27 protein-coding genes are annotated in these 22,596 nt (G+C 70.3%); 12 read left to right on the top strand and 15 right to left on the bottom strand.

Annotation, left to right across the window (positions count from 1 at the left end):
* Nucleotides 1-84 precede the first annotated feature (84 nt).
* The 4 genes from BZB76_RS05290 to BZB76_RS05275 all read left to right on the top strand — a co-directional run bounded on the left by BZB76_RS05290 (nt 85) and on the right by BZB76_RS05275 (nt 3,718).
* Complete coding sequence (locus tag BZB76_RS05290) at nt 85-1,035, top strand: NAD(P)/FAD-dependent oxidoreductase (RefSeq protein WP_121433457.1); 951 nt, start codon at nt 85-87, stop codon at nt 1,033-1,035.
* Nucleotides 1,032-2,231, top strand: coding sequence for a Cmx/CmrA family chloramphenicol efflux MFS transporter (locus BZB76_RS05285; protein ID WP_121433109.1), 1,200 nt, complete (start codon nt 1,032-1,034; stop codon nt 2,229-2,231). The genes BZB76_RS05290 and BZB76_RS05285 overlap by 4 nt, the downstream gene beginning before the upstream one ends.
* 99 nt (nt 2,232-2,330) lie before the next feature.
* Nucleotides 2,331-2,960, top strand: coding sequence for an RNA polymerase sigma factor (locus BZB76_RS05280; RefSeq protein ID WP_121433108.1), 630 nt, complete (start codon nt 2,331-2,333; stop codon nt 2,958-2,960).
* Complete coding sequence (locus BZB76_RS05275; RefSeq protein WP_121433107.1) at nt 2,957-3,718, top strand: hypothetical protein; 762 nt, start codon at nt 2,957-2,959, stop codon at nt 3,716-3,718. Before BZB76_RS05280 ends, BZB76_RS05275 begins: the two co-directional genes overlap by 4 nt.
* Before the next feature lie 160 nt (nt 3,719-3,878).
* On the opposite strand, the gene BZB76_RS05270 is transcribed toward BZB76_RS05275, so the two are convergent.
* On the bottom strand, nt 3,879-4,262 hold the full coding sequence (locus BZB76_RS05270; RefSeq protein WP_211342834.1) for a peptidase inhibitor family I36 protein: 384 nt from the start codon (nt 4,260-4,262) through the stop codon (nt 3,879-3,881).
* Between the two features lie 200 nt (nt 4,263-4,462).
* Entirely contained in the window at nt 4,463-4,984 is a 522-nt protein-coding gene (locus BZB76_RS05265; RefSeq protein WP_121433106.1) for an MFS transporter, read from the bottom strand.
* Between BZB76_RS05265 and BZB76_RS34600 the strand changes: the two genes are divergently transcribed.
* Nucleotides 4,967-5,119 (top strand): hypothetical protein, encoded by a 153-nt coding sequence (locus BZB76_RS34600; RefSeq protein ID WP_170180514.1) that lies wholly within the window; start codon nt 4,967-4,969, stop codon nt 5,117-5,119. The genes BZB76_RS05265 and BZB76_RS34600 overlap by 18 nt on opposite strands.
* On the opposite strand, the gene cydC is transcribed toward BZB76_RS34600, so the two are convergent.
* The 10 genes from cydC to BZB76_RS05215 form a co-directional block, all read right to left on the bottom strand.
* Nucleotides 5,100-6,890 (bottom strand): thiol reductant ABC exporter subunit CydC, encoded by a 1,791-nt coding sequence (gene cydC, locus BZB76_RS05260; RefSeq protein WP_121433105.1) that lies wholly within the window; start codon nt 6,888-6,890, stop codon nt 5,100-5,102. The genes BZB76_RS34600 and cydC overlap by 20 nt on opposite strands.
* Entirely contained in the window at nt 6,887-8,608 is a 1,722-nt protein-coding gene (gene cydD / locus BZB76_RS05255; protein ID WP_121433104.1) for a thiol reductant ABC exporter subunit CydD, read from the bottom strand. Before cydD ends, cydC begins: the two co-directional genes overlap by 4 nt.
* A 36-nt stretch (nt 8,609-8,644) precedes the next feature.
* A complete protein-coding gene (locus tag BZB76_RS05250; RefSeq protein WP_121433103.1) occupies nt 8,645-9,034 on the bottom strand; it encodes a VOC family protein in 390 nt (129 codons plus the stop codon).
* Nucleotides 9,031-9,189 (bottom strand): ribbon-helix-helix domain-containing protein, encoded by a 159-nt coding sequence (locus BZB76_RS05245; RefSeq protein ID WP_121433102.1) that lies wholly within the window; start codon nt 9,187-9,189, stop codon nt 9,031-9,033. Before BZB76_RS05245 ends, BZB76_RS05250 begins: the two co-directional genes overlap by 4 nt.
* 6 nt (nt 9,190-9,195) lie before the next feature.
* Nucleotides 9,196-9,894, bottom strand: coding sequence for an ATP-binding cassette domain-containing protein (locus BZB76_RS05240; RefSeq protein ID WP_121433101.1), 699 nt, complete (start codon nt 9,892-9,894; stop codon nt 9,196-9,198).
* A complete protein-coding gene (locus BZB76_RS05235; RefSeq protein ID WP_121433100.1) occupies nt 9,887-10,804 on the bottom strand; it encodes an ABC transporter ATP-binding protein in 918 nt (305 codons plus the stop codon). Before BZB76_RS05235 ends, BZB76_RS05240 begins: the two co-directional genes overlap by 8 nt.
* On the bottom strand, nt 10,801-11,688 hold the full coding sequence (locus BZB76_RS05230) for an ABC transporter permease (RefSeq protein WP_121433099.1): 888 nt from the start codon (nt 11,686-11,688) through the stop codon (nt 10,801-10,803). The genes BZB76_RS05235 and BZB76_RS05230 overlap by 4 nt, the downstream gene beginning before the upstream one ends.
* On the bottom strand, nt 11,685-12,623 hold the full coding sequence (locus tag BZB76_RS05225; RefSeq protein ID WP_121433098.1) for an ABC transporter permease: 939 nt from the start codon (nt 12,621-12,623) through the stop codon (nt 11,685-11,687). Before BZB76_RS05225 ends, BZB76_RS05230 begins: the two co-directional genes overlap by 4 nt.
* On the bottom strand, nt 12,623-14,182 hold the full coding sequence (locus tag BZB76_RS05220) for an ABC transporter substrate-binding protein (protein ID WP_121433097.1): 1,560 nt from the start codon (nt 14,180-14,182) through the stop codon (nt 12,623-12,625). Before BZB76_RS05220 ends, BZB76_RS05225 begins: the two co-directional genes overlap by 1 nt.
* Nucleotides 14,183-14,325: 143 nt before the next feature.
* Nucleotides 14,326-14,859 carry a sigma-70 family RNA polymerase sigma factor gene (locus BZB76_RS05215; protein ID WP_121433096.1) on the bottom strand — a complete coding sequence of 178 codons (534 nt, stop codon included), beginning with the start codon at nt 14,857-14,859 and terminating at the stop codon, nt 14,326-14,328.
* Nucleotides 14,860-14,961: 102 nt separating this feature from the next.
* On the opposite strand from BZB76_RS05215, the gene BZB76_RS05210 reads away from it, so the two are divergent.
* The 6 genes from BZB76_RS05210 to BZB76_RS05185 all read left to right on the top strand — a co-directional run bounded on the left by BZB76_RS05210 (nt 14,962) and on the right by BZB76_RS05185 (nt 19,733).
* Nucleotides 14,962-15,621 carry a hypothetical protein gene (locus tag BZB76_RS05210; RefSeq protein ID WP_121433095.1) on the top strand — a complete coding sequence of 220 codons (660 nt, stop codon included), beginning with the start codon at nt 14,962-14,964 and terminating at the stop codon, nt 15,619-15,621.
* A gap of 137 nt (nt 15,622-15,758) precedes the next feature.
* On the top strand, nt 15,759-16,442 hold the full coding sequence (locus tag BZB76_RS05205; protein WP_147449331.1) for a DUF6193 family natural product biosynthesis protein: 684 nt from the start codon (nt 15,759-15,761) through the stop codon (nt 16,440-16,442).
* A 93-nt stretch (nt 16,443-16,535) separates the two neighbouring features.
* A complete protein-coding gene (locus BZB76_RS05200) occupies nt 16,536-16,904 on the top strand; it encodes a DUF6924 domain-containing protein (RefSeq protein WP_147449330.1) in 369 nt (122 codons plus the stop codon).
* A 265-nt stretch (nt 16,905-17,169) separates the two neighbouring features.
* Entirely contained in the window at nt 17,170-17,652 is a 483-nt protein-coding gene (locus tag BZB76_RS05195; RefSeq protein WP_170180513.1) for an RNA polymerase sigma factor, read from the top strand.
* Nucleotides 17,649-18,725, top strand: a complete 1,077-nt coding sequence (locus BZB76_RS05190; protein WP_121433091.1) for a CU044_5270 family protein — start codon at nt 17,649-17,651, stop codon at nt 18,723-18,725. The genes BZB76_RS05195 and BZB76_RS05190 overlap by 4 nt, the downstream gene beginning before the upstream one ends.
* A 372-nt stretch (nt 18,726-19,097) precedes the next feature.
* The gene (locus BZB76_RS05185; protein ID WP_147449329.1) at nt 19,098-19,733 is read left to right on the top strand and encodes a hypothetical protein; all 636 of its coding nucleotides are present in this window, start codon (nt 19,098-19,100) and stop codon (nt 19,731-19,733) included.
* 225 nt (nt 19,734-19,958) lie between these two features.
* On the opposite strand, the gene BZB76_RS34595 is transcribed toward BZB76_RS05185, so the two are convergent.
* Both BZB76_RS34595 and BZB76_RS05180 read right to left on the bottom strand, forming a co-directional pair.
* Nucleotides 19,959-20,096, bottom strand: coding sequence for a hypothetical protein (locus tag BZB76_RS34595; RefSeq protein WP_170180512.1), 138 nt, complete (start codon nt 20,094-20,096; stop codon nt 19,959-19,961).
* Complete coding sequence (locus tag BZB76_RS05180) at nt 20,097-20,495, bottom strand: hypothetical protein (protein WP_121433089.1); 399 nt, start codon at nt 20,493-20,495, stop codon at nt 20,097-20,099.
* A gap of 821 nt (nt 20,496-21,316) precedes the next feature.
* On the opposite strand from BZB76_RS05180, the gene BZB76_RS05175 reads away from it, so the two are divergent.
* Complete coding sequence (locus tag BZB76_RS05175; protein WP_121433088.1) at nt 21,317-21,775, top strand: GNAT family N-acetyltransferase; 459 nt, start codon at nt 21,317-21,319, stop codon at nt 21,773-21,775.
* A gap of 122 nt (nt 21,776-21,897) precedes the next feature.
* Here BZB76_RS05175 and BZB76_RS05170 read toward each other — a convergent pair whose 3' ends face one another.
* Nucleotides 21,898-22,263, bottom strand: a complete 366-nt coding sequence (locus BZB76_RS05170) for a hypothetical protein (RefSeq protein ID WP_121433087.1) — start codon at nt 22,261-22,263, stop codon at nt 21,898-21,900.
* Nucleotides 22,264-22,596 lie beyond the last annotated feature (333 nt).

Below are 22,596 nucleotides of genomic sequence, written 5' to 3'. Positions count from 1 at the left end.
TCCACCTCGGGTGTCCCAGAAATGGCAACAAGAGTTGCCGTCGGTCGGGGTCGACGTTCATCGTCTGCCACGGAGGTGATCGCGATGGACGATCGGACGGGGAGCAGCGGCTACGACGTCGTGGTGGTCGGAGCGGGGGCCGCCGGGTTGAACGCGGCGCTGGTGCTGGCGCGGGCGCGGCGGCGGGTCGCGGTGGTGGACGCCGGTGAACCGCGCAACGCGCCGTCCGCCCACATGCAGGGGTTCCTGTCGCGGGACGGGATGGCGCCCGCAGCGCTGCTGGAGGTAGGCCGCGCCGAGGTCGCCGGGTACGGAGCGGCGCTGATCGAAGGGCGCGTGGAGCGGATCGAGCCCGGCTTCACCGTGCATCTCGTCGGTGGCGCGGCGCTGAGCGCGCGGCGGATCGTGGTCGCGACCGGCCTGCGGGACGAACTGCCCGACATCCCCGGCGTGCGGGAGCGTTGGGGCGCCGACGTGCTGCACTGCCCGTACTGCCACGGGTACGAGGTCCGCGACCAGCCCTTGGCGGTACTGGGTTTCTCGCCGCTCGCGGTGCACCAGGCGTTGCTGCTGAGGCAGTGGTCCGACGACGTGACGCTGGTGTCCCACACCCTGGTGTTGAGCGATGAGGACCACGAACGGCTCACCGCCAGGGGCGTGCGCATCGTGAACGGCGAGATCAAGCGCGTCGTGACCGACGGCGGCCGGGTGAGCGGCGTTGAGTTGGTCGATGGGCGGACGGTGCGGCGCACGGCGGTGTTCCTGTTCCCGCACATGGTGCCGAACGACGGGTTGCTGACCGGCCTGGGCTGCGAGACCGCCAACGGCTGGGTGGTCACCGACCCCACCGGGCTGACCAGCGTGGCGGGCGTGTGGGCAGTCGGAAACGTGGTCGACCCCCGCGCGATGGTGATCTCGTCCGCCGGGATGGGAGCCACCGCGGCCTTCGCCATCAACGCCGGCCTGGTCGACGAGGACGTCGACCTCGCCGTCGAACGCCACCGCGCCGAGTCCGCGAGGGGCGTGGAAAGGTGAACGTCGAAACGGCACAGCCGACCACGTCGGTCTCTCGCGGGGCGCTGCCACCGGGTGTCTACCTGCTGGCGTTCAGCCTGTTCGCGATGGGCAGCGCGGAGTTCCTGCTGGCCGGTGTCCTGCCGGGCATCGCCGACGACTTCCAGATCAGCCTGTCCTCGGCCGGGGCGCTGATCTCCGCGTTCGCGATCGGTGTCGTGATCGGCGGGCCGCCCTTCGCCCTGTTGACGCTGCGCTGGCCGCGCCGCACCACGCTGGTCACCACGCAGGCCGTGTTCGCCGCTTCCGTCGCGACGGGCCTGCTGACCGACTCCTATGAGGTGCTGCTGGCCACCCGGTTCGTCTGCGGTCTCGCCTACGCGGGGTACTGGGCGGTCGCGGCGGTCACCGCGATCGGCCTGGTCACCGCCGACCGCACCGCACGCGCCTCCGGAGTCGTCGTCAGCGGGCTCAGCCTGGCGATGATCGCCGGCGGTCCGGCGGGCGCGCTGCTCAGCCACTTCACCGGTTGGCGCGGCGGATTCTGGGGTGTCGCCGCCCTGACCGCCGTGGGCGCGGTCCTGAGCCTGCTCGCGATCCCCGCGACCGACGCGGACACCGAGCCCAGCGTCCGGCGCGAGCTACGCGTCATGCGGCGGCCGCAACTGTGGGTCGTCTACGCCGTCACCATCCTCAGCACCGCCGCCTACATGATCACCTACAACTATCTCGCGGCGTTCCTGACCGACATCACCGGCATTCCCGCCGTGTGGGTTCCCGCGATTCTGGTGCTGTTCGGTGTCGGGGCCTTCGCCGGGTTGTCCGTCGGCGGCCGGATCGCCGACCGGTTGCCCACTCAGGCACTTCTGGTCGGAGCGCTCGGGATCCTGGTGGGCTCCGTCCTGCTCGCGGTTCTGGCGCGGCACGCGGTGGCCGTCGTCCCGCTCGTCCTGCTCCTGGGAATCTTCGGATTCGTGCTGAACCCCGCCATCTACGCGCGAGTGTTCACCATCGCGTCGGCGGCGCCGACACTCGCCGGGGCCACCACCGTCTCGGCGTTCCAGCTCGGCATCAGCCTCGTCCCGGCGCTGGCCGGGGCGGCACTGAGCACCGGCGCGGACCTCACCTCCGTCACCTGGATCGGCGCGGCCCTGGCGGCCGCCATCGTCCCGGCCGTCCTCCTCGACCGGACGCTCTCGAACCGCCGAACGATATGACCCGAGCCCGACGTTCACCCATGCGTGCGCGAGGAGCGGTGTAACGCGACGAGGCCCTCCCGTCAAGAAGTGGAAACGGCACATGGCGGGAGGCCTTGGATGGGAGATGAGAAGCCGGTCGTGGAAACAGATCCGGTGGACGTCACCGCGATCGGTCGCGATCCGGCGGCGCTGGAAGTGTTCTACAGGCGGCATGTCGCGGACGTGACCCGCTTCGTGGCTCGCCGGATCTCCGATCCGCACACGGTCGACGATCTGACCACCGAGGTGTTCCTGGTCGCGATCGATGCGGCCGAGCGGTATCAGGTCGGCAGGGGAACCCCGCGAGCGTGGCTGCTGGGCATCGCCCGGAACGTGGTGGCCGCCGAGTGGCGGCGCCATTCCGGTGAGCTCGACAAGGCACAGCGGGCGGGCGGTCATCGCCATCTGGACGGCGACGACATCGTCCGGCTGGAAGAGCAGATCGACGCCGAGCGAGCGGCGCGGGACCTGTACGTGACGCTGTCCGTGCTTCCCAGGCGGCTGCGCAGTGTCATCGAGCTCGTCGACCTGGACGGCCTGCCCCTGGCCGAGGCGGCCGCGGCGCTGGGCATCCGGGACGGCACCGCCCGGGTTCGGCTGCACCGCGCCCGAAGACGGCTGAAGGCCGCCGTTCCCCCAGATCACGCGACACCCGCCCGGTCGACCGCCAATTCACCGTCCCCGTTGGCGAAGGGAGCCTCCTCATGAACAGCATCCCCACCGAAGAAACCCCGCTCGCGGGCTACCAGGAACGGCGGCTGGCCGAGCTGACCGCGGTGGTCGCCGCCAGGCAGGAGCAGGGCGCGTCGGCGGTCCGGTCGCCGCGCAGGCTGGCGCACCCGCGGTCTGCGTGGGGCATCGCGGGCGCGCTGGGCGCGGCGACCGCCGTCACGGCCGGGCTGCTGACCTGGACGGGAAGCGCGCAGCCCGCCTACGCGGTGACGCGGGATCCGTCCGGTCTGGTCACCGTCAAGGTCACCCAGGAGATCCTGGACTCCCGCAACGCCGACGCGCTCTCGCGCGAACTGCGCTCCCTGGGCGTACCGGCGACCGTGTACTCCATCCCCGAGGGCAAGGTGTGCCCGCAGCCCCATGCCAAGCCGGTCGACCTGCCGCCGAACGTCTACGACATGCCGGACGGCCTCTACACCGTGCCGAGCCGACTCCCACGGCCGTCCGGCGGCTGGAAAATGACGATCAACCCGGGCAACTTCCGCCCCGGCCAGTTCATGATCTGGACGTTGACCACCTCCGGTATCTATGACGAGAGCAACCGCCGTACGGGAAACGGGACCTCGGTCGGCACCTACCTGGTCAGTGGACGAGCCATTCCCTGCAACTACCGTCCGGCGCAGCACCCGCAAGCACCGCATCCAGCGGTCACCAAAGTGATGGGGCAGAAGGACGGCCAGTCAGTAAGCGTCACCGACACCGGCGGCTTCATCACCTTTTCGACTTCACCTTGAGAATGACGCCTCAGTAGCTGCGGGAGCGCGCGTCGGGGGAAATGCGAAGGGGCAGCAGGCGATCTGCTGCCCCTTCTCCCACCGCATCGGAGGGACGGATACTCCAGGCATGGGATACCGCCGAGATGCCGCGCGGACCTCGGCTCCAGCGGTGCCTCGCCTAGACCTGGACGGCCCTCAAGGAGCTCGCCCGGTTGTGGGCGTAGTAGTGGGCCGGAATGTTACTCCTGTATTCTCCCTTCTGGCCCCACAGGCCCCAGCCGGTGTAGTTGTAGCCGCCATAAACACCGAAGTACCGAGTCGTCCGGTTCCAGTAGGAGCTCACTTTGTTGTCCATATTCTGGTCGGCCAGGTTAGGCGAACCCCACTTGAAGTAGGCCATCGTTCCGGTCCCGTCATGGCCGTCGAAGACGCAGTAGTAGCCCACCGGGCACCGGTTCCATCCGGTCGCGGCGAGAACGGGCGAAGTCACGATCGCACCCGACGCGCAGAACATCGCCGTGGCCGTGGCCAGAATCGCGATACGGCTCTTGATATTCTTCACTGTTCCCCTTGAGTTCCTCGAATGCCGCGACCGAGTATGAAATGTCCAGGGAAATCCGGCCAGGGCACTCACAGGGCACCTCCCGGGCTTATGCCGGAGCTCGCTGAGCGCCGGGCACGTCCCGTCCGGCAAAGAGAACTCCCAGCCCTATGGCCAGGTCGCTGTGGCCTGCCGGACTGCCGCCCGTGAAGGACGGCGGGTCACCGACCCGGGGTGTCGTCGCGGCGGCGCGGCAGCCATGCCGCCAGCACACCGACCACCGCCAGCACGGCCGCGGTCAACGCGAACGCCCGGCCGTACTGCGCGGCCAGCGCCGCCTCGCCGGTGGCCGGGCCGGTGGTGACGGCGACCAGCGCCGCCGGGCCGAGTGCGCCGCCGACCTGTTTGGCGGTGTTCATCAGCCCCGAGGCCGCCCCGGCGTCCCCGGCGTCAACACCGGAGGTGACGGTGGCCGTGAGCGGGGTGTTGAACAGGGCACCCCCGACCGACATCAGCACCGCCGGCCCCGCCACACCGGTCCAGTAGGTGTCGTCGACGGTGATCCGGCTCTGCCAGGCGAACCCGGCCGCGGCGACCCACACCCCCGCTACGACCAGCACCCGGCTGTCAACGTGCCGCATCAGCCGGGGAGTGACCCGGAGCCCGACCAGCAAGGTCAGCACGGTGTGCGGCAGGAACCCCAGCCCGGTCTCCAGCGCGTCCAGGTGCAGGACGTTCTGCATGTAGAGGGTCAGGAAGCCGAAGGACTGGCCTATTACGTCCTCACCGACCTGTGCACGGCCGACACCGCCCGCGACCACGTCCTGGCCGCGATCACCCGCACCTGCGCCCGTCCCCTCAAGACCGACGAGGGCTAGCGTCGTTCTCGTCCGTCACGCCCACCTGCCGGGCCAGGAGGCGTGCGTAGGCTCCGTTCGCGGCCACGAGTTCGCCGTGGGTTCCCTGTTCCGCGACCCTGCCCTTGTCCAGCACCACGATCCGGTCGGCCGACCGGATCGTGGACAGGCGGTGGGCGATCAGCAGTGTGGTGCGGCCCTGCCTGGCGGTCCGCACCGCGGCCCGCAACGCCTCCTCGTTCTCCGCGTCGAGGTTGGAGACCGCCTCGTCGAGGATGAGTATCGGGCGGTCGCGGAGGAGCACGCGGGCGATCGCGACGCGCTGGCGCTGCCCGCCCGACAGTTGCGCGCCGCGTTCGCCGCAGACGGTGTCGTAGCCGTCGGGCAGGCCGCCGACGAACTCCGCCACGCGCGCCCGCTCGGCCGCTTCGGCGACCTCCCGGTCGGTGGCGTCGGGGCGGCCGAGCCGGATGTTCTCCTTCACCGACCGGTTGAACAGGTAGACGTCCTGCGGGACGATCGTCACGAGGTCGCGGATGTGCCGCTGCGGCAGGCTCCGCAGATCACGGCCGCCGATCGTGACCGCGCCCTCCCGGGTGTCCCAGAAGCGCAGCAGCAGGTTGGCGCAGGTGGACTTGCCGGCTCCCGAGTGGCCGACGAGGGCGACGGTCTCGCCGGGCCGCACCTCGAACGTGGCGCCGTCGAGTGCGGGCGCGGCGTCCGGGGTGTAGGAGAACCGCACGTCGTCGAACTTCACATGGGCCGTCAGCGGCTCCTCCGGCGCGCGGGTACCGGCGTCGCTGACGGCGGGTCGTTGCCTGCTCACCGTGAAGACGCGGCGGGACGCCGCACGGATCTGGCCCAGCGCTCGGGCGGTGCCGGTGACGTCGACGACCGGGCCGAACGCCGACACCGACAGGATCACCACGGCCGGCAGCGTCGCCGGTGACAGGTCGTCCGCGGCGACCAGGAGGGCGGTCACGATGAGCACGGCCGTGAACCCGCCCGAGACCAGGCCGTCCGTGACGGCCTGCTCGATTCCGGAGCGGCGACCGTAGGCGAGTTGCCGGTCCTGGAGCGTGCGCGTGCGTTCGCGCAGCCGCCGCGCGTAGTCGGCGCCGCGCCCGAAGGTGACCAGCTCCCGCATGCCCTGCACGCCGTCGACGACCTCGGCGCCCAGCACGCCGAGTTCCTCGCGCAACCGCCTGCCCTGCCTGTCGGCCTGCCCGGCCAGCCACACCGGCACCGTGGCCAGCAGGACCAGGAACACGCCGACCACCAGCGCCGGCAGCGGGTGGAAGAAGGCGAGCACGACCGTGGAGCCGACCGCGACCAGCGCGGCCACGGCGTAGTCGATGACCGTGTGCGCGTAGAACCATTCGGTGGTCTCCACGTCGGCCGTGACGGTGCCCGCCAGGTCGCCGGTGCGGCGGCCGAGGAGGAAGCCGGGGGCGCGCCGTTCCAGCCCGTCGAAGAGCCGGATGCGCATGGTCGCCAACAGCCGGTAGGCCAGGTCGTGCGCCACCCACATCTGCCACCATCGGGCGAGCGCGGCGGCGACGACCAGCAGGATCAGCATCCAGAAGATCGTCGACAGCGAGGTGGGGCCGGGACCGGTGACGGCCTCGCCGACCATCCAGGCGGTCATCGCGGCCGCCGCGATGCCCAGGCCATGCGACAGCAGCCCGGCCAGCAACGTCAGCCCGGCGAGCACCGGGTGGCCGAACACCATGGGGACCAGCGCCAGGACGGGACGGCGCGGGCCGGCATCAGTGGTCTGGACGCCGCTCATGCCGTCACCTCCTGGGCGGCCACGAGCCGTGCGTAGTCGCCGTCGCGTCCCATCAGCTCGTGGTGGTCGCCGATCTCGCGGATCTCGCCGTCGCGCATGAGCACGATCCGGTCGGCCGCGCGGACGGTGGACAGCCGGTGCGCGACCACGAGCGTGGTGCGTCCGGCGGTGACCCGGCTCAGCGCGTCCTGGATGAGGGCCTCGCCCGCCGCGTCCACGCTGGAGGTGGCCTCGTCGAGCACCAGGATCGGCGCGTCCGCCAGGAGGGCGCGGGCGATCGCGACGCGCTGACGCTGCCCGCCCGACAGCGTCAGCCCGCGCTCGCTCACCGGGGTGGCGTAGCCGTCGGGCAGGCCGGCGATGAAGTCGTGGATGTGGGCCGCCTTCGCCGCCTCGACGACCTCCTCGTCGCCGGCGTCCGGGCGGCCGAGCCGGATGTTGTCGGCGACGGTGCCGGTGAACAGGTAGGTGTCCTGGGCGACCACGGCCACCCTCGCGCGCAGGTCGGTGAGCGCCGCCTCGCGCACGTCGACGCCGCCGATGCGCACGCCGCCCTCGGTGACGTCGAAGTGGCGCAACAGCAGCGCGACGAGCGTCGACTTGCCCGCGCCCGACGGCCCGACCACGGCCACGGTCTCGCCCGGCTCGATGTCCAGCGTGAAGCCGCGCACCGCCGGTCGCTCGCGCTCCGGGTAGCGGAAGGTGACGTTGTCGAAGGTGACGCGGGGAGCGCCCAGCGGCCGCGGCCGCGCGGGCTCCTCCACCAGCGGGTTCTCCCGCAGGAGGTCGTGGATCTGCTGACTGGACGAGATGCCGATATATCCGGCGTGCCAGTACTTCGACAGGTCGCCCAGCGGGCGGAAGCACTCGCGGGCGAGCACCAGCACGAGCAACAGGGTCAGCGTGTCGACCGAGCCCGAGGCCAGCCGCATGGCGGCCACGCCGACCGCCAGGGCCGGCCCGGCCAGCAGACCGAACGTGGTCACGGCGCTGTCGACCAGCGAGACGCCCAGCTGGCGCATCGTGGCCTCGCGCAACTCCTCGGCTCGCCGCGACAAGGTCAGGCGTTCACGGGCCGTGGCGTTGAAGGCCTTGAGCGTGGTCATGCCCTGCATCACGTCGAGGTAGTCGGAGCTGAGCCTGCCGTACGCCTCCCAGTTCTCCGCGCCCTTCTGGGCCAGCATCCTGTCCAGCAGGCGTGGCCCGACCAGGATCAGCGCGATGCAGACCGCGATGATCGCCGCCGAGATCGGATCGCGGGTGGCCAGGTAGATCAGAATCCCGGTCGGACCGAGCAGGCACAGCGCGACGGTCGGCAGGTACCGGCTGTAGTACGCCTCCAGGGCCTCGACCCCGTCGACGAGTACCGTGCGCACGTCCCCGCTGCGTTTCAGCGTGAGATAGCCGGGCCCGAGGTGCAGCAGCTTGTCGTAGAGCCTGCCTCGCACGCGCTCCTTCACGGCGTGGGCCGTGCGTTGGGCCGCGACCTCGGCCAGTACCAGGAGCACCAGCCTCGCGGCCACCACCACGGCCAGCCACACCAGGAGCCAGGTGGTGGATTCGAGCCCCTGCCCGTCGAGCAGGCGGGCGAGTACCTGGGCCACGAGCAGGCCCTGGGTGATGTAGGCCGCGGCGACGGCCAGCCCCAGGACGATGTTGAGCGCCAGCGGGAAGCGGATGTCGCCCGCCAGGGACAGCAGGCGGCGATGCACCATCATTGTCGGTCTCCGTCTCTCGCGCGGCGGGCGCCGGCGTCAGGTGTACAGCTCCTCGTCGTGTTCGTTGATCTGGATCAGGAGCCCGTCCGGGTCGGCGAAGACGACCGAGCGCCCGAACGCCTCGTCGGAGATGCCGCGAACGGGTTCGATCCCCGCCCGCTCCATGCGCTGGACGAGATCGTCCAGAGGTGTCTCGCTGACCAGGCAGAGTTCCACGGCACCGGCGGACGCGGCGGTGTCGGGCTCCGCGGGCTCCGTGCCGTCCGCGCGCGGCCGGGCGGCGTGCAGGGCGACGAGCCCGTCGGAGGCGGCGAGTTCGGCCCAGTTCCCGCTGCGTCCCCTGACCCGCACCGTCAGCCCGAGCGCCTGGTAGAAGCCCAGTGACCGGTCCACGGCCGAGGCGTAGACCACCGGCATCACGATCATGACTCCTCGTCCTCCGTCTTCCGGAGTTCGGCCAGGTGGTCGAGCAGGGCCCGCTCCACCATCGCCGACAGCGTGACGCCATGGTCGATGGCGGCGTGCTTGACCGCCTTGATCAGCTCGGGTGGGAGATAGACGTTGAACTGCTGACGTTTCATAGCTTGCTAGCATACTAGCATCTCGCCGAGTCGTCCCGCCGCCATCGGGTGCACCCGGTCGCACAGCGCGCGCAACATGTTCTCGTCGTGGCTGACCAGGACGAGGGCGGTGCCCTCCGCCGCCACCCGCCGGAACAGGGGCAGGATGCCCGCGACGGTCGTCACGTCCAGCGCGCTCGTCGGCTCGTCGGCCACGACGGCGGCCGGCGCCGCGGCCAGAGCCCTGGCGATCGCCACACGCTGGCACTGGCCGATCGACAGCTCGGACGGCATCGCGTCCAGGGAGAGGCCGCCCAGTCCGACGGCGTCCAGCCGCTCACCGGCCAGGGTGCGGCGCTCGGCACGGGACACCCGCCTGGTGACCGCGACCGGCTCGGTGAGGCTGCGCCAGATCGGCCAGCGCACGTCCAGGCTGCTGAACGGGTTCTGGAAGACCGGCATCACGTAACCGGGGCGGGGCGGACGGCGACGGCGCCTGCCGTACCTGCGGACCCAGGCGGGCGCACCGCCGAGCAGGACCTCGCCCGTGTCCGGCGGCTCGATCGCGGCGAGCAGGCGCAGCAGGGTGGACTTGCCCGAGCCGGACGGCCCGGAGACGCCCACGATCTCCCCCGGGCCCACCGCGAGGTCGGTCTCGAGCAGCGCCCGCGTGGCCGCGTACCGGCGGCTGACGCCCACGACCTCGATGACGGGCGGCTCACCCATGGCCCACCACCCAGCACGCGACGCCTTCGCGGGTCGGCGGGGGTTCGGCCGCGCAACGCTCCTTCGCGAGGGCGCAGCGCGTCACGAACGCGCAACCGGCGACGGCCTCGGCGGGCGCGGGCGGCCTCCCGGGCAGCGGCTTCGGCAGCCCGGCCCCCGGCTTCGGGACGGACGAGACCAGCGCCGCCGTGTAGGGATGGCGGGGCGCGGCCAGCACCTCCGCGGCGTCGCCGACCTCCACCAGCCGCCCGCCGTACAGCACCCCGACCCGGTCCGCGTGCTCGGCGATCAGAGCCAGATCGTGGCTGATCAGCAGCAGGCTCCGGCTGGCCGCGCGCAACGTGGCCAGCACCGACCCGGCGAGGTCCGCGTCGAGCGCGCTGGTCGGCTCGTCGGCCACGACCAGGCCGGGCCGGTGGGCGACGGCCGCGGCGATGGCCGCCCGCTGGAGCATGCCGCCGCTCCACTGATGCGGCCGCTCGCGCAGCCGGGTCGCCGCGTCGGGAATGCCCATCTCCGCCACCAGGCCGGCCACCGCTCCCGGCGGCGGGGTACGGCGGTGCGCCCGCCAGGCCTGCGCGACGTGGTGGCCCACCCGGCGCAGCGGGTCGAAGGCGGTGACCGGGTCCTGCGGCACGTATCCCACGTCGATGCCGCGCATGGTCCGCAGCGTCCGCCGCGACGCGCCGACGACCTCCACGCCGCCGACCCGGATCGAACCGGAGCATCGCGTGCCCGGCGGCAGCAACCCGAGCACCGCCCGCGCCAGCGTCGTCTTCCCGCAGCCCGACTCGCCCGCCAGCGCGAACGTCTCGCCGGGCGCGACGACCAGGTCCACCCCGCGTACGGCGTGGCCGCCGCCCGGGTAGCGCACCTCCAGCTCCGAAACGCGCAGCGCCGCACCGCTCACCGGCCCCTCCTCGGATCGGACGCCTCGGCCGCGGCCTCGCCCAGCAGGACCGCGGCCAGGATCACCACGACGATCGCCGCCGACGGGGCGAGCAGCAGCCAGGACGCGTCCGTCAGGTAGAGCCGGGAGTCCGCCAGCATGACGCCCCACTCGGCGTGCGGCGGCTGCGCGCCGAGGCCGAGGAACGACAGCCCGGTGATCGCCATGATCGTCTGCCCGACGTCGAGCGCGGCCACCACCAGCACGTGGGCGGCGGCGCCCGGCAGCAGGTGCGCCGCCGCGGCGCGGGGCCGGCTCGCCCCGGCCAACCGGGCGGTGACCACGTCCGGACGATCACGCCCGGCCCGCACATGGCCGCGCGCCAGCCGCGCGTACGGCGGCCAGGTGGTGGCCGCCAGCGCGATTACCAGATTGCCGAAGCCGGGCCCGAGCGCCCCGAGCAGCGCCAGCGTCAGCACCACGCCGGGGACGGCGAGCGCCAGGTCCACGGCCCGCATCGCCACGACGTCGACCAGACCGCCGGCGACCCCCGCCACCGTGCCCACGACCAGCCCGGCGGCCACACTGATCGCCAGTACCAGCGCGGTCGCCTCCAGCGACCGGCGACCGCCGTCGAGCAGCCGGGCGAACTGGTCGCGTCCGAACTGGTCGGTGCCGAGCCAGTGGGACGCGCTCGGTCCGCTGAGCACGCGGCCGAAGTCCGCGGCGTCCGGCTCGTGGGGCACGAACCAGGGCCCGGCCACGACGCCCAGCATCACCAGCGCCAGGATGACCAGCCCGGCGCGGGCGTCGCGGCGGCGCAGCAGCCGGGGGAGCACGCCACGCGCGGGCGGGGCCGTCAGCTCGGTGGAGGTCAGGCCCCGCCCGGTCAGGATGGAGGTCATCCACGGCTCCCGGTCCGCAACCTGGGGTCGACCAGGGCGGTCACCACGTCGGCCAGCAGGCTGACCGCCACCCAGACCACGGCCATCACCAGCGCGAAGCCCTGCACGACGGGCAGGTCCCTGGCGGTGACGGCCAGCACGATCTCACGTCCGAGCCCCGGCCAGGAGAAGACGTTCTCCACGATCGCCACCCCGCCCAGCAGAAAGCCGATCGTCATGGCCAGGACGGTGATACTCGGAACCGCGGCGTTGGGCAGGGCGTGCACCAGCAGCACGCGGGCGCGGGACGCGCCCCGCGCCGTCGCGACCGTGACATGGTCGGATCGCAGCGCCTCCAGCAGTCCGGCGCGCAGCAGCCGCGACCAGCGGGCGATCGGATACAGGGCGAGCGCGAGGGCGGGGAACCACACCTGCGACCAGCCACCCGTGCTGACCACACTCCCCACGCCCCAGCGCACGACCACGAACTCGATCAGCAGCAGCCCGACCACGAACGACGGCAACGCGGCCCCCAGCAGCGCGACGGCGCGGCCGACCGCGTCCGGCCGGCGCCCGGGGAACGCGGCGCCCGCCAGCGCCAGCGGCACCGAGACCACCAGCGCCAGCAGTACCGTCGCCACCGTCAGCCGCAACGTCGCCGGAACCCGCTCGGTGATGACCCGCGACACGGGGACGCCCGACCGCGCGGACTCCCCGAGGTCGCCGCGGACCACGCCGCCCAGCCAGCGCGCGTACTGCTCGGGCGGCGACCGGTCCAGGCCCAAGTCGGCGCGGGCCTGCGCGAGCTGCTCCGCCGTCGGCGCCGTGACATGCCGCGCCTCCAGGTAGCGTGCGGCGGGGTCGCCGGGAGCGAACGGCAACAGCGCCCACACCACCAGGCTCGCCAGAAGTGCCGTGGCGAGGGCTTGCCCGGCTCGCCGCGCCAGGGAGAGCATCACCGGCGCGGCGCGAGCGCCGGATCGACGAAGATGAAGTCCGGGTCGGGGGAGAAGTTCGCCCAGGGCTTGGCGACCACGGCGTCGACCGCCTTGAAACCCAGCACCGTCGCGTACGCACGCTCGGCGACCAGCGCTTGCACCCTGCTCAGGTCGGCGCGCGCCTGGTCGAGCGTGGTGGCCTGCAAACGTCCGATCAGAGTGTCGAGTTCGGGGTCCTTGACCCCGCCGAAGTTGCCGCCACCGCCGCCGCCCAGCCAGTTGGCCATCGAGTCCACCACGTTCGGGCCGTCCAGCAGGACGAACAGCGCCGCGATCGTCCAGTCCTTCGGCCAGGACTTGGCGTCGTAGGAGTCCTCGATGCGCTTCATGGCCACGTCGAAGCCGAGGGGACGCACCTGCTCGCGCAGCGCGATGCCGAACGCCTCCAGTTCGGTGTCGCCGGACTGGAACAGGTACGTCACGCGCAGTGGCTTGCCGTTCTTGGCCCGCACGCCGCCCGCGCCCGTCCGCCAGCCCGCCCCGTCCAGCAGCGCCGCCGCCCGCGCCGGGTCGGTGCGCTGGACCTTCGCGGCGAACGGCAGCGACCCCGGCACCACGGAACCGGCCCGCTCGAAGATCCCGCCTCCCGCGACCACGGTGGGCAACCGGGCGTAGTCGACACCCAGGGTGAACGCCTGCCGCACCGCGGCATCGTCGAAGGGCGCCCGCGTCAGGTTGAACTGGGCGAAGGCGCCCCGGTTGGCGATGACCGCCCGCCTGTAGGGAAACGGCCCGTTCTTCCGCGCCGTCCTGGCGATCTCGGCGGGCGGTGTGATCGCGATGTCGGCCTCACCGCTGCGCACCGCGGACAACCGGGCCGCGCTGTCGGGCATGGCCAGCACCTGGACGCCGGAGAGCGCGGGCTTCCTCCCCCAGTAGCGCGGGAACGTCTCTGCCCGCAGAGACTGGCGATCGACGGCGGTGGGCTTGAAGGGGCCGGTGTAGACACCGGCCGCGAGCAGCTTCTTCTCGTCGTCGCCCGCCCGCTCGGCGGCGGCCACGTCGTAGATCATGTAGTAGCGCACGGACGACGCCAGATCGCGCGGGACGGCGGCGCTCGGCTTCGGCGAGGTCAGCGTGACCTCCAGCGGACCGGTCGCCTCGATCTTCGCCTTGGCGACCGAGTCGGCGCCGTAACCCTGCGCGGCCCGCTTCTTCAGGGCCGCCACCACGGCGCGGGCGTCGACGGTCCTGCCGTTGTGGAAGGAGACGCCCTCGCGCAGCTTCAGACGCCACACGTTCGGTCTCGTCCGCGTGAAGGAGGCCGCGAGCCACGGCTCGACCGTCCCGTCGGGACGCGCGCGCAGCAGATGCTCGGCGACGCCGTAGCTGGCCAGGGAGTAGTGCCAGAACCCGTCGGGCTTCAGGCCCATGGCCGTCTCCGGCACCGCGATGCGCACCGTGGTGGATTGGAGCGGGTTCTCGACCGGGTCCCCGCTGCATCCCGTGATCAGAAGCGCGATCAGTACGGCGGGGACCCGGCTCGGCCTGCGGCGCGGGCGGGGGCGTATGTCCATGCGCGTGTTCCTCGTGGGTCGGCTGTGCCGGATCGAAGAGGTAGTCGACCCCGAGGGAGCCGGAGTTCCCGGCTGTTACCACCGCCACACTCGAACGTCCGCGCCAATCGCCCCGCCGCGCCTCCCCTAGCGGGACGGCACGCTCACGGCACGCTCCGAGCCTCGTCCGACAGCCACTCCAGCAGGTTCTCGCGCGCCCTGGCGACCCGCGATCTGATCGTCCCGATCGGGCAGCCGCACACGTCCGCCGCCTCCTCGTAGGACAGGCCGTGCAACTGCGTGAGCACGAACGCCTCCCGCCGCTCCTGCGGCAACGCCGCGATCAGCAGGCGGATCTCGACCTCCCCCGTCGAGGACGCCATCGACTCCGCGCGGGCCGAGTGGGCCTGAAGCGTCGCCTCTAGACGACGCGTGCGCGCCCGCTTCCTGATCGTGTCGGCCACGACCCGCCTGGCGATGGACAACAGCCAGGTTCGCGCGCTGGCCTCGCCCCGAAAGCGCGGCAACGCCACGCAGGCCCGGGCATAGGTCTCCTGCGTGAGGTCGTCGGCGCTGTCCACGTCGGCCAGCGCAGCGCACAGCCGCCAGACCTCCGGAGCGGAGGCCTCGATGAACTCCCGTATCTTCGGTTCGTCACCGTTTCTAGCTGCGAGGGCGAGACGGGTGAGCTTGTCCATGGGGCTACTTTGACAGGCGGGATGCTGGGAAATATGAGGATACGTTCGCCGGAGCTTCGGTACGGCGCGCCGATGACCACCGGGAGGAGGAGATGAGACGGCATGCGTTGCCAACGAGCACGTGAGGCCATTTCCGCGTCGATCGACGACCAGGACCCAGGCGTCGGCACCTACGAACTCCTCACGCACCTGAACGGGTGCACGGCCTGCGGCGACTGGCTGAACAGGGTCGTCGATCTCAATCGTGAGGTGCGCGCGACACCGCCCTCCCCCGCCCCCGACCTGACCGACCGGATCATGCACAACCTGGGCGAGCGGCGCCCACGGTCGAGGCGACCGCTGCGGGTGCTGCAAATCCTGCTGGCCACGATCGCGGCCTGCCAGATCGTGGTCGGGTGCCTGATGGTGGTGGTGCCCATGCAACTGCTCCACGAGGGCGGCCTCACCCACGACCTCAGGGAGGTCGGCGCGTTCAACCTGGCGTTCGGCGTCGGCTTCCTCACCGCCGCGCTCCGTCCACGCCTGGTGTGGGGTGTGCTGCCCGTGGTCACGTTCGGCGCCGTGATGCTCACCGGCACCGCCCTGGAGGACCTGCGCACGGGCGAGGTCGTGACACTACGAGAGGCGCACCACGGCCTCCTGCTCGCCGGCTGCGTCGTCCTGATCTGCATGGTCAGGTTGATCCGCAACCGACCCGCCTCGGGCGGCGGGGGAACGTCCACCGGCCGCGACCGCCCAATACTGGGAGGCACCGGCGGCTAGAGCGCCGTCACGATGTCGCCCATTATCGACGTCCCGGTTCAGTTCAACGGCAGAGTGGAAACCGTGACCCAGCGACCCCGTCCTCAGTACGTGCACTGTATCCCGAGATCGGCGAAACGGGCAGCCTGCGGGCCGCGATGCAGGCCGCGCTCGACGACGCCGGACATGACCTGACGGCTCTGCTGACCAGTTCTCCCGGCTGGTGGGACCGCGCGACACGTGTTGGGGACGATCGTCGACATGTGACGACCCTCGCGGGCAGCCAGGAGCGCCGGTTCCTGATGCAGTTCTGGCAACGAGGCGTGATGATGGCGGACGCGGAAACCGCCGACCTTTCCGCGGCGGCCCGAGCCATAGGCGTCCGGCAAAGCGGCCGGTGCCTTTCCGAGTTGAAGTCAGCGTGTCCGTTCGTCCAGTACAACTCGCTCGCCGAAGCCCATGAGCGCGGCAACGCCGTCGAAGCCCAATGGGCGATCTACCGGCGGACTTCTGCCCCACACGTCGATCGTGAACTGATCGAGGCCGCCTACGCCCAACCGCGACTGCGCGCGCTGTTTCCCTTTCACAGCCACCGGTCGCTTCACTTCAGTCGGTGCACCGGATTCCCCTACACCCATGACCTCCCCGTAATCGTTCCTCGGCCGGACGGGACGTACCGCGTCCTGGGACGGAACCGTTCGGGTCATGGCTCAACACCCCTCGGAGAAGCCTCCACCCCACACAGTGCAGTCGCCTTGGTCGTCGCCCACCTTCCGCACGATTGCGGCCCAGCCGTCGCCGGAACCGCCGACGACCTCGACAGAACCTTCTCAAGACGCTGACCTGATGCACACCACGTTGAGAGGTTGAGACGAGTGAGGAAGAGTTGGAGCATGACTCCCCTTCCAAAACCCGGCGACCTGACGTCCTTGGTCGTGCGCACCGACTTCAGCGATGACATGGCCTGGAATGCGCTGAAAGCAGCCATCGAAGCCTCTGATAGCGATAGTGCGACCTACGTCAACGACCCGGCGTACGCCGGAGTGACCGTTCAAGAATTCGTGGACACCGCCGACACGAACACGTCGACCTACCTTTTCCTTGCCGACGCGACCACCATGACCGAGGACCAACGCCCCCTACTCGCCGTCGACCTGTTCGGGGAACCCGGTCGTACCTTCCGCCTACCTCCCCGCTGGTACGGCGAGATCTCCGCCAACCTGTGCATCGCGAACCTGGACTTCGCCGATTACGCCGACGCGACAGACGAGTCCGGTACTTTCCGCGGCTTCGGCGAGGACTGACGCGGACCGTCCCAGGGAGCGGACGCTTCACCACGGCACGGACGACGCACGGCGGCTGGGGGTGTGGTCGGCGGCCACGCATGACATCAGGAAGGCGACCGCGCATTCGCGTGCCAGATGAAAGGACTTGCTCGCGGAATACGAGCCGAGGTGGCCGATGTAACCGCGAGGTCGGTGCCGGACCTAAAGGGAGGAACGCAGACACGATCTCGGGTTGGAGTCTCTTTGAGGCGATCTCGTGGGTGATGAAGCTGATCGGTTCACGGTGTTGTTCCGGCGGCATCACGGCCAGGTGCGGGCCTACGTACTCCGCCGGACCGACGATGCGCAGGCGGACGACGTGGTGGCGGAAACGTTCACGGCGGCATGGCGCCACATCGACCGCCTGCCTGATGACCCCCTGCCATGGCTCTACCGGACGGCGCACAACTGTCTGAACAACAGCCGCCGTTCGAAGCGGCGCCGGGAACGTCTCGTGGACCGCCTGGCAGCACACCACCGGGTCGAGCCCGACCACGCGCCGGGTGTTGTCGAGGAGGTACGCCTGAGAGCCGCCCTGCGGCAGTTGCCACCGGGAGAACGCGAGGCGCTGATGCTGATCTGTTGGGAGGGATTGGACCATCGCACGGCCGCGTACGTGGCCGGGTGTTCGGCCTCGGCCTTCAAGGTCCGCCTGCACCGCGCCCGCAAACGGCTGGCCCGGCTGCTCGCAACTGACAACACACCCGCAGGGGAGGTCACCCTATGAAGGACCTGGATGCCTTGCTGAGCGCGGCCAACCCCACGGTCGTCACCGACCTGACCTACGGGCCCCGGGAGGAGGCGCTGCTGCGAAGCATCATCCACGAGCCGAGCCGTCGGCATCGTGCGCGCTTCCGCAGACGGCTCCGGTGGATCCTTCCGGCCGTGGCCACAGCGATGGCCACCACCGCGGTGCTGTGGCACGTGCTGGTGCCGCAGGAAATCCCCGAGCAGCGCTACGTCACGTCCGGCGATGCGCACGCGGTCCTGCTGGTGGCGGCCGAGCATGCCGACCGGACCACGAGCAAGCGGTTCTGGCACGCCAAGGGCGAGATCCGTCAACTCCTCCGCCGCGACAACAATGGACACCGGTACACGTTGCTGGTCACCACTCCCACCGAGACCTGGGTGCCGCGAGACCCGATCGACGGCGAGAGTGTCCACTCCTACGACATCGGGGCGTCACGGCTCCAGCCGGTCAGTCCAGCCGACGCCGAGGCGTACCGTAAGGACGGCTCGCCTGGGCCGGATGAAAATTCCGATGCCGGGATTTTCATCTCCGTGCCGGCGGAGGGCCCGGAACTGGCCGGAGACGGCATCTTCGAGGGGGATCCCACCCGTCTGCCCATGGACCCGGCCAAGCTTCGGATGGCGATGCTGACCTGGATCCGCGACCACGGAGGCCTGCCTGCGCATCCCAACGCGTGGTTGTTCCGCGAGGCCGCCAAGCTGCTCGACTCCTCGGCACTGGTTTCGTCCCCGGCGGTACGCGGCGCGCTGTACCGGATGCTGGCCGGTTTGCCAGGGGTCCGCAGCCTGGGCACGGTCCGGGACCCACTCGGGCGCTCCGCGGTCGGGATCGCCATGCGCGAGCACACCTCCTCGCTCGGCACCATCGACTGGCAGATCCTGCTCAGCCCGTCCAGCGACTTCGTGATGGCCACCCGCGCCGTCATCGTCCGGCCGGGCGATACGAACAGTGACTTTCCCGTGGGCGCCGCGCAGTACCTCACCGTGAAGCTGACCGCCGGATGGACCGACCGACCACCACAACACCGCCTGCCGGGCGCACGCCGCTGATCAGATCATTCCTGACAGAGTTCCACGAGCAAGGGTGCGCCCGGACGTCCAGGCGCACCCTTCCGTCCTCCATGCCACTCATTTGTCGACCAGCTCGCACAGGTGTTTCGCCGTCGGCCGCCAGATAATGCGACGTCTTCCCGACGGCACCATCGACCCGATACTCACCGGACGATGTTCCGCTATGGCGTTGACGCTGCCACCGGCGGCGAGGGAAGCGACTCTCGTAACCAAGTGACCGAAGCGGCGGAGCGGCGGACTGGATGGGATCTTGATCGGTGTCCCTGTCGTCAACGGCGGGGCATCGCCCACGCGGTTCGACAAACTCGCTCAAAACCATCGGGCGGGAGATCGTCCTGGCAAGATCAGGCTGTGGGAACCGGTATCAGGGGATTCGTGGAGTGCCGCACCTGGGGTCCCGGCCTCGACATCGGCGAGACCGCCTGGTTCTCGGCCATTGAGCTGTCCATGCTCGGGATGACCAGGGACTACAGCGCCTTCGCCTGCCTCTTCGGCGTCCGGGATCTCCAGGGGCACTGGCGGCCGGTCGCCGCCGACCGCGGCTTGCCCGCTGACGTGTCAGAGAGCGTCCGTGCCGAGCACGTGTCGTGGGGAGATGCCGTGTTCGGCGCCACCTGGCTGGGCTGGGACGAAATTCTCGCCATCGACTGGGCAGAGCCGGCCATCCCTCGGGCCACGAACATCGCGCGTTACCGTCGGCGACCAGACGGCACTGTGGAGCTGGTGCACCGCGAGGACTGGAGTCGCGGCTTCGCCAGGGCCAGCGGTATCGACACCCAGTCCCTCGATCCCGACCGCATCAGTGAACTTTGGGAGGAGGGCACTGAATGGGAGGTCGGCACCACGCTCTACCGCGTCGAACGAGCCCGGCGCCGCGATGCCGTCCCCGCCGACGGACCGTGGCAGCCGGTGTGGACCGTCATGCGCGCCCTCGCTGACATCCACGGCGCTCCTGGCGTCCGCCTCGTGGTCTGGTTCGACGAGTAGCCCCTAGGGCTACTCCCCCGAGACGCCCCGCGTCCTGATCCCGCCGTGCTGCTGCGCTGGGGTCCGAGGTGGTCAGGATGGTCCGAATTGGGCAGGGCGTCGCAGCTTCGGCACGCGGTGATGTCCACATGAACAGCGTCGGGTGAGAACCGCGCCGCACGTCCGGCGGGGCCCGCAGCGCCTTGGGCGCGTCGGGCCCGTCGCCGTCCGGGCGGCGCCGTCCGCCTAAAGTCCCGACACCGGGTGCGGGTCGCGTTCGGTGCCGCCACCCACCCGGTACACCCCGGCCCCGATCTCCTCCGAACGGTCGGCGATCTGCTCGTGCAGGCCGGGCGGCCACCGGGTGGCCCGGTCCCATACCACTCAGTCCAGCGCACCGTCCCACACCGACCGGCCGGACAACGGCACGTCGGTCAGGTCGGCGCCGGAGGCGTTCACCGGCAGCTCCATCAGGTCGCGGGCCAGGTCGCGGGCATGGTCGCAGGCGTTGACGAGGTCGCTGAAGAGGTCCCTGGCGAGGGCGCGGGCGCGGTCGAGCTCGCCGGGACGAATACGGTCCGGGGGGCTCGGGGCCTGGTCTGGGAGCTCATCGAGAACATCGTCGAGCAGGGCGGCCAGGGTGGCAGCCGGGTCGGCGTGCGCCCGTACATGGTCGAGCAGCTCGGCGTTACCAGCGGCGAGGGCGGCGTCCAGCTCGGCGTCGGTGAGGTCGCTCTCGTTGGGCTCGTCGTCGGGAGGGAGCGGACCGTCGGGGGTGGTCATGACTGGCGCCTCCCTTCGTAATCTGCCGGATCGGCCTTGTTCGGTGTTCCCGTCCGCCGATTTCCGCTGCCTGTGACCGCGAGAAGCAGAACGTTCGTGCGTGGGCTTGAGGACAGTTGGGGAGGCGTGGGTGTGCGGTCGATGAGACTTGGCGTCGGTGTTGTGGCGATGGACGAAGGGGCCGACCGGCGGGCGGTCCGCAATCTGATGAGGGTGTCGTCGGTGGGAGTGATCAGCTGACGGCGTGTTCGTCAGGAGGCCGACGTTAACCTCTGCCCGTGGATGACGCTGAAACCGCCTTGGGATCCGGCGGCGACCTTGATTGGAACGACCTAGACGCGGTCTGGGAGGCGGAACTTCTCCCCGCGGATCTCCAGGCGGCGTTCGATCGCGGTGAGGAGCTGGTGGGAGTCGCACTCATTGCTCTGGCGCTCAACCATCCAGAGCCCGCACAAGTGCTGCCGCTGGTTGCGTTAGCGATGGAATCCGACGACCTTCGAATCCGTGAGCAGGGCTTGATCGCGATGGCTCACACAGCCAGGCTTCACCGTGCTGTGGACCAGCGTTGTCTAACGCTATTGCGGTCGTGCACACGAGGCAATCCGGCCGATGACGACCTATTGTCGTTCGTGCCGCATCGCCGGCTCCCCTTGTGGCTACGGTGGTATCACGCTAAGCAACGGCTCTGGTGGTTGCTCCGCGATCGGGGGCATTAACTGAAACCCGACCTTGCCTGAGTCTTCCGCGGCCAGAGACTTCGATACTGTGGTTATCATGTCCCCCAACTCTTCCATTTACCCCACTTGCGGGCAGGACGCAGCGTGAACGCGATCGCTTTGCGCCCGGCCACACCTGCCGACAGCGAGTTCTGCTTCCAACTGCACAAGGCCGCCATGGGTGACTACGTCGCCGCGATCTGGGGGTGGGACGAGCAAGCCCAACGGGACTACCACGCCCGCGGATTCGACCCGGACCACTGGCAGATCATCACCGCTGACGACACCGATATCGGCATGCTCAACGTCGAGTACCACGACAACGAGGTGTATCTCGCCCGCATCGAAATCCATCCCGACCACCAAGGGCACGGCATCGGCACCCGCCTCATCACCACGCTCGTGAAAGAGGCCGCCCAGCGAGGCCAAGACCTGGTCCTGGACGTGCTCGCGGTCAACCACCGTGCACAGGCCCTCTACCAGCGACTCGGCCTGCGGGAGGTCGCACGGCACGGCGACAACGACATCAAAATCAGAATGCGCTACACCCGGCCGTCCGCATAATCATCACAACACCCAATCCAAGGTTACTTGACTATTGCTCGTGCGTTCTGCGCCCAGCATCCAGGTCACTGTTGGTCTAACCCCCTAGAGCGAGCAGCAGCGATTTCTCCGCTGTCAGCTCGCTAGGCGTCGAGGTAGTCGTAGCGACCGTCGCCGGGTGTGACGAAGACCTGGCCTTCACGGATCTGCCACTCGGTCATGCCGTCGCTTTCGTGGGTGGCGAAAAACAGGCCGGTCACGCGGTCGCCGTCCTCATCGGACGCCGGGAGTTGTGCGATCTCTCGTACTTGCGCCAGCAGCGCATCTACTGCCCGCTCGCGTATGTCAGCGCCGAAGAAGACGTAGTGCGTCCAGTTGATGTGCCGGCGCGGCCAACCCCACCCGTTGGAGTAGTGGCCGTCGTCATGGGCGGCGATGATCGCGCGGATCGCGGCAAGTTGCCGCTCATCGCATTGCAACCATCCTCTGACTCCCACATAGATGCCCATCGGCTGATGGTCTCATCAGGTCTTCGGCCAGCTTGCCCGTCGCCCTCAGGGGTCTGGCATCGGTCCGGACGCCGGCCCGACACCAGATCACACGAGACTCTTGCGAACGGACGCCTCTTGGAGGTCGGCGCTCAGCGCTTGCCCATGCTCAATCCGGTGGGCGGGGTCCATTTGGTCGGTTCGGGTGGCTCCAGCGAAGCGATCGGGCTGACGCTGTTGGCAGTCTTACTCACCTCGAATGGGACGGCAGAGCAGGCGCGACTCACGGTGGCTCGAAGGCGGCCCGCTCCCGGTGTCCCGCAGCGGGCCCCGGCCGACAGCGCCGCCGATCGC

This window comes from Actinomadura pelletieri DSM 43383 (genome assembly GCF_003634705.1).
In the GTDB taxonomy this organism is placed as follows: domain Bacteria; phylum Actinomycetota; class Actinomycetes; order Streptosporangiales; family Streptosporangiaceae; genus Spirillospora; species Spirillospora pelletieri.
The sequence above is the reverse complement of the archived record's forward strand: the minus strand, read 5'-3'. Positions and strand labels throughout refer to the sequence as shown.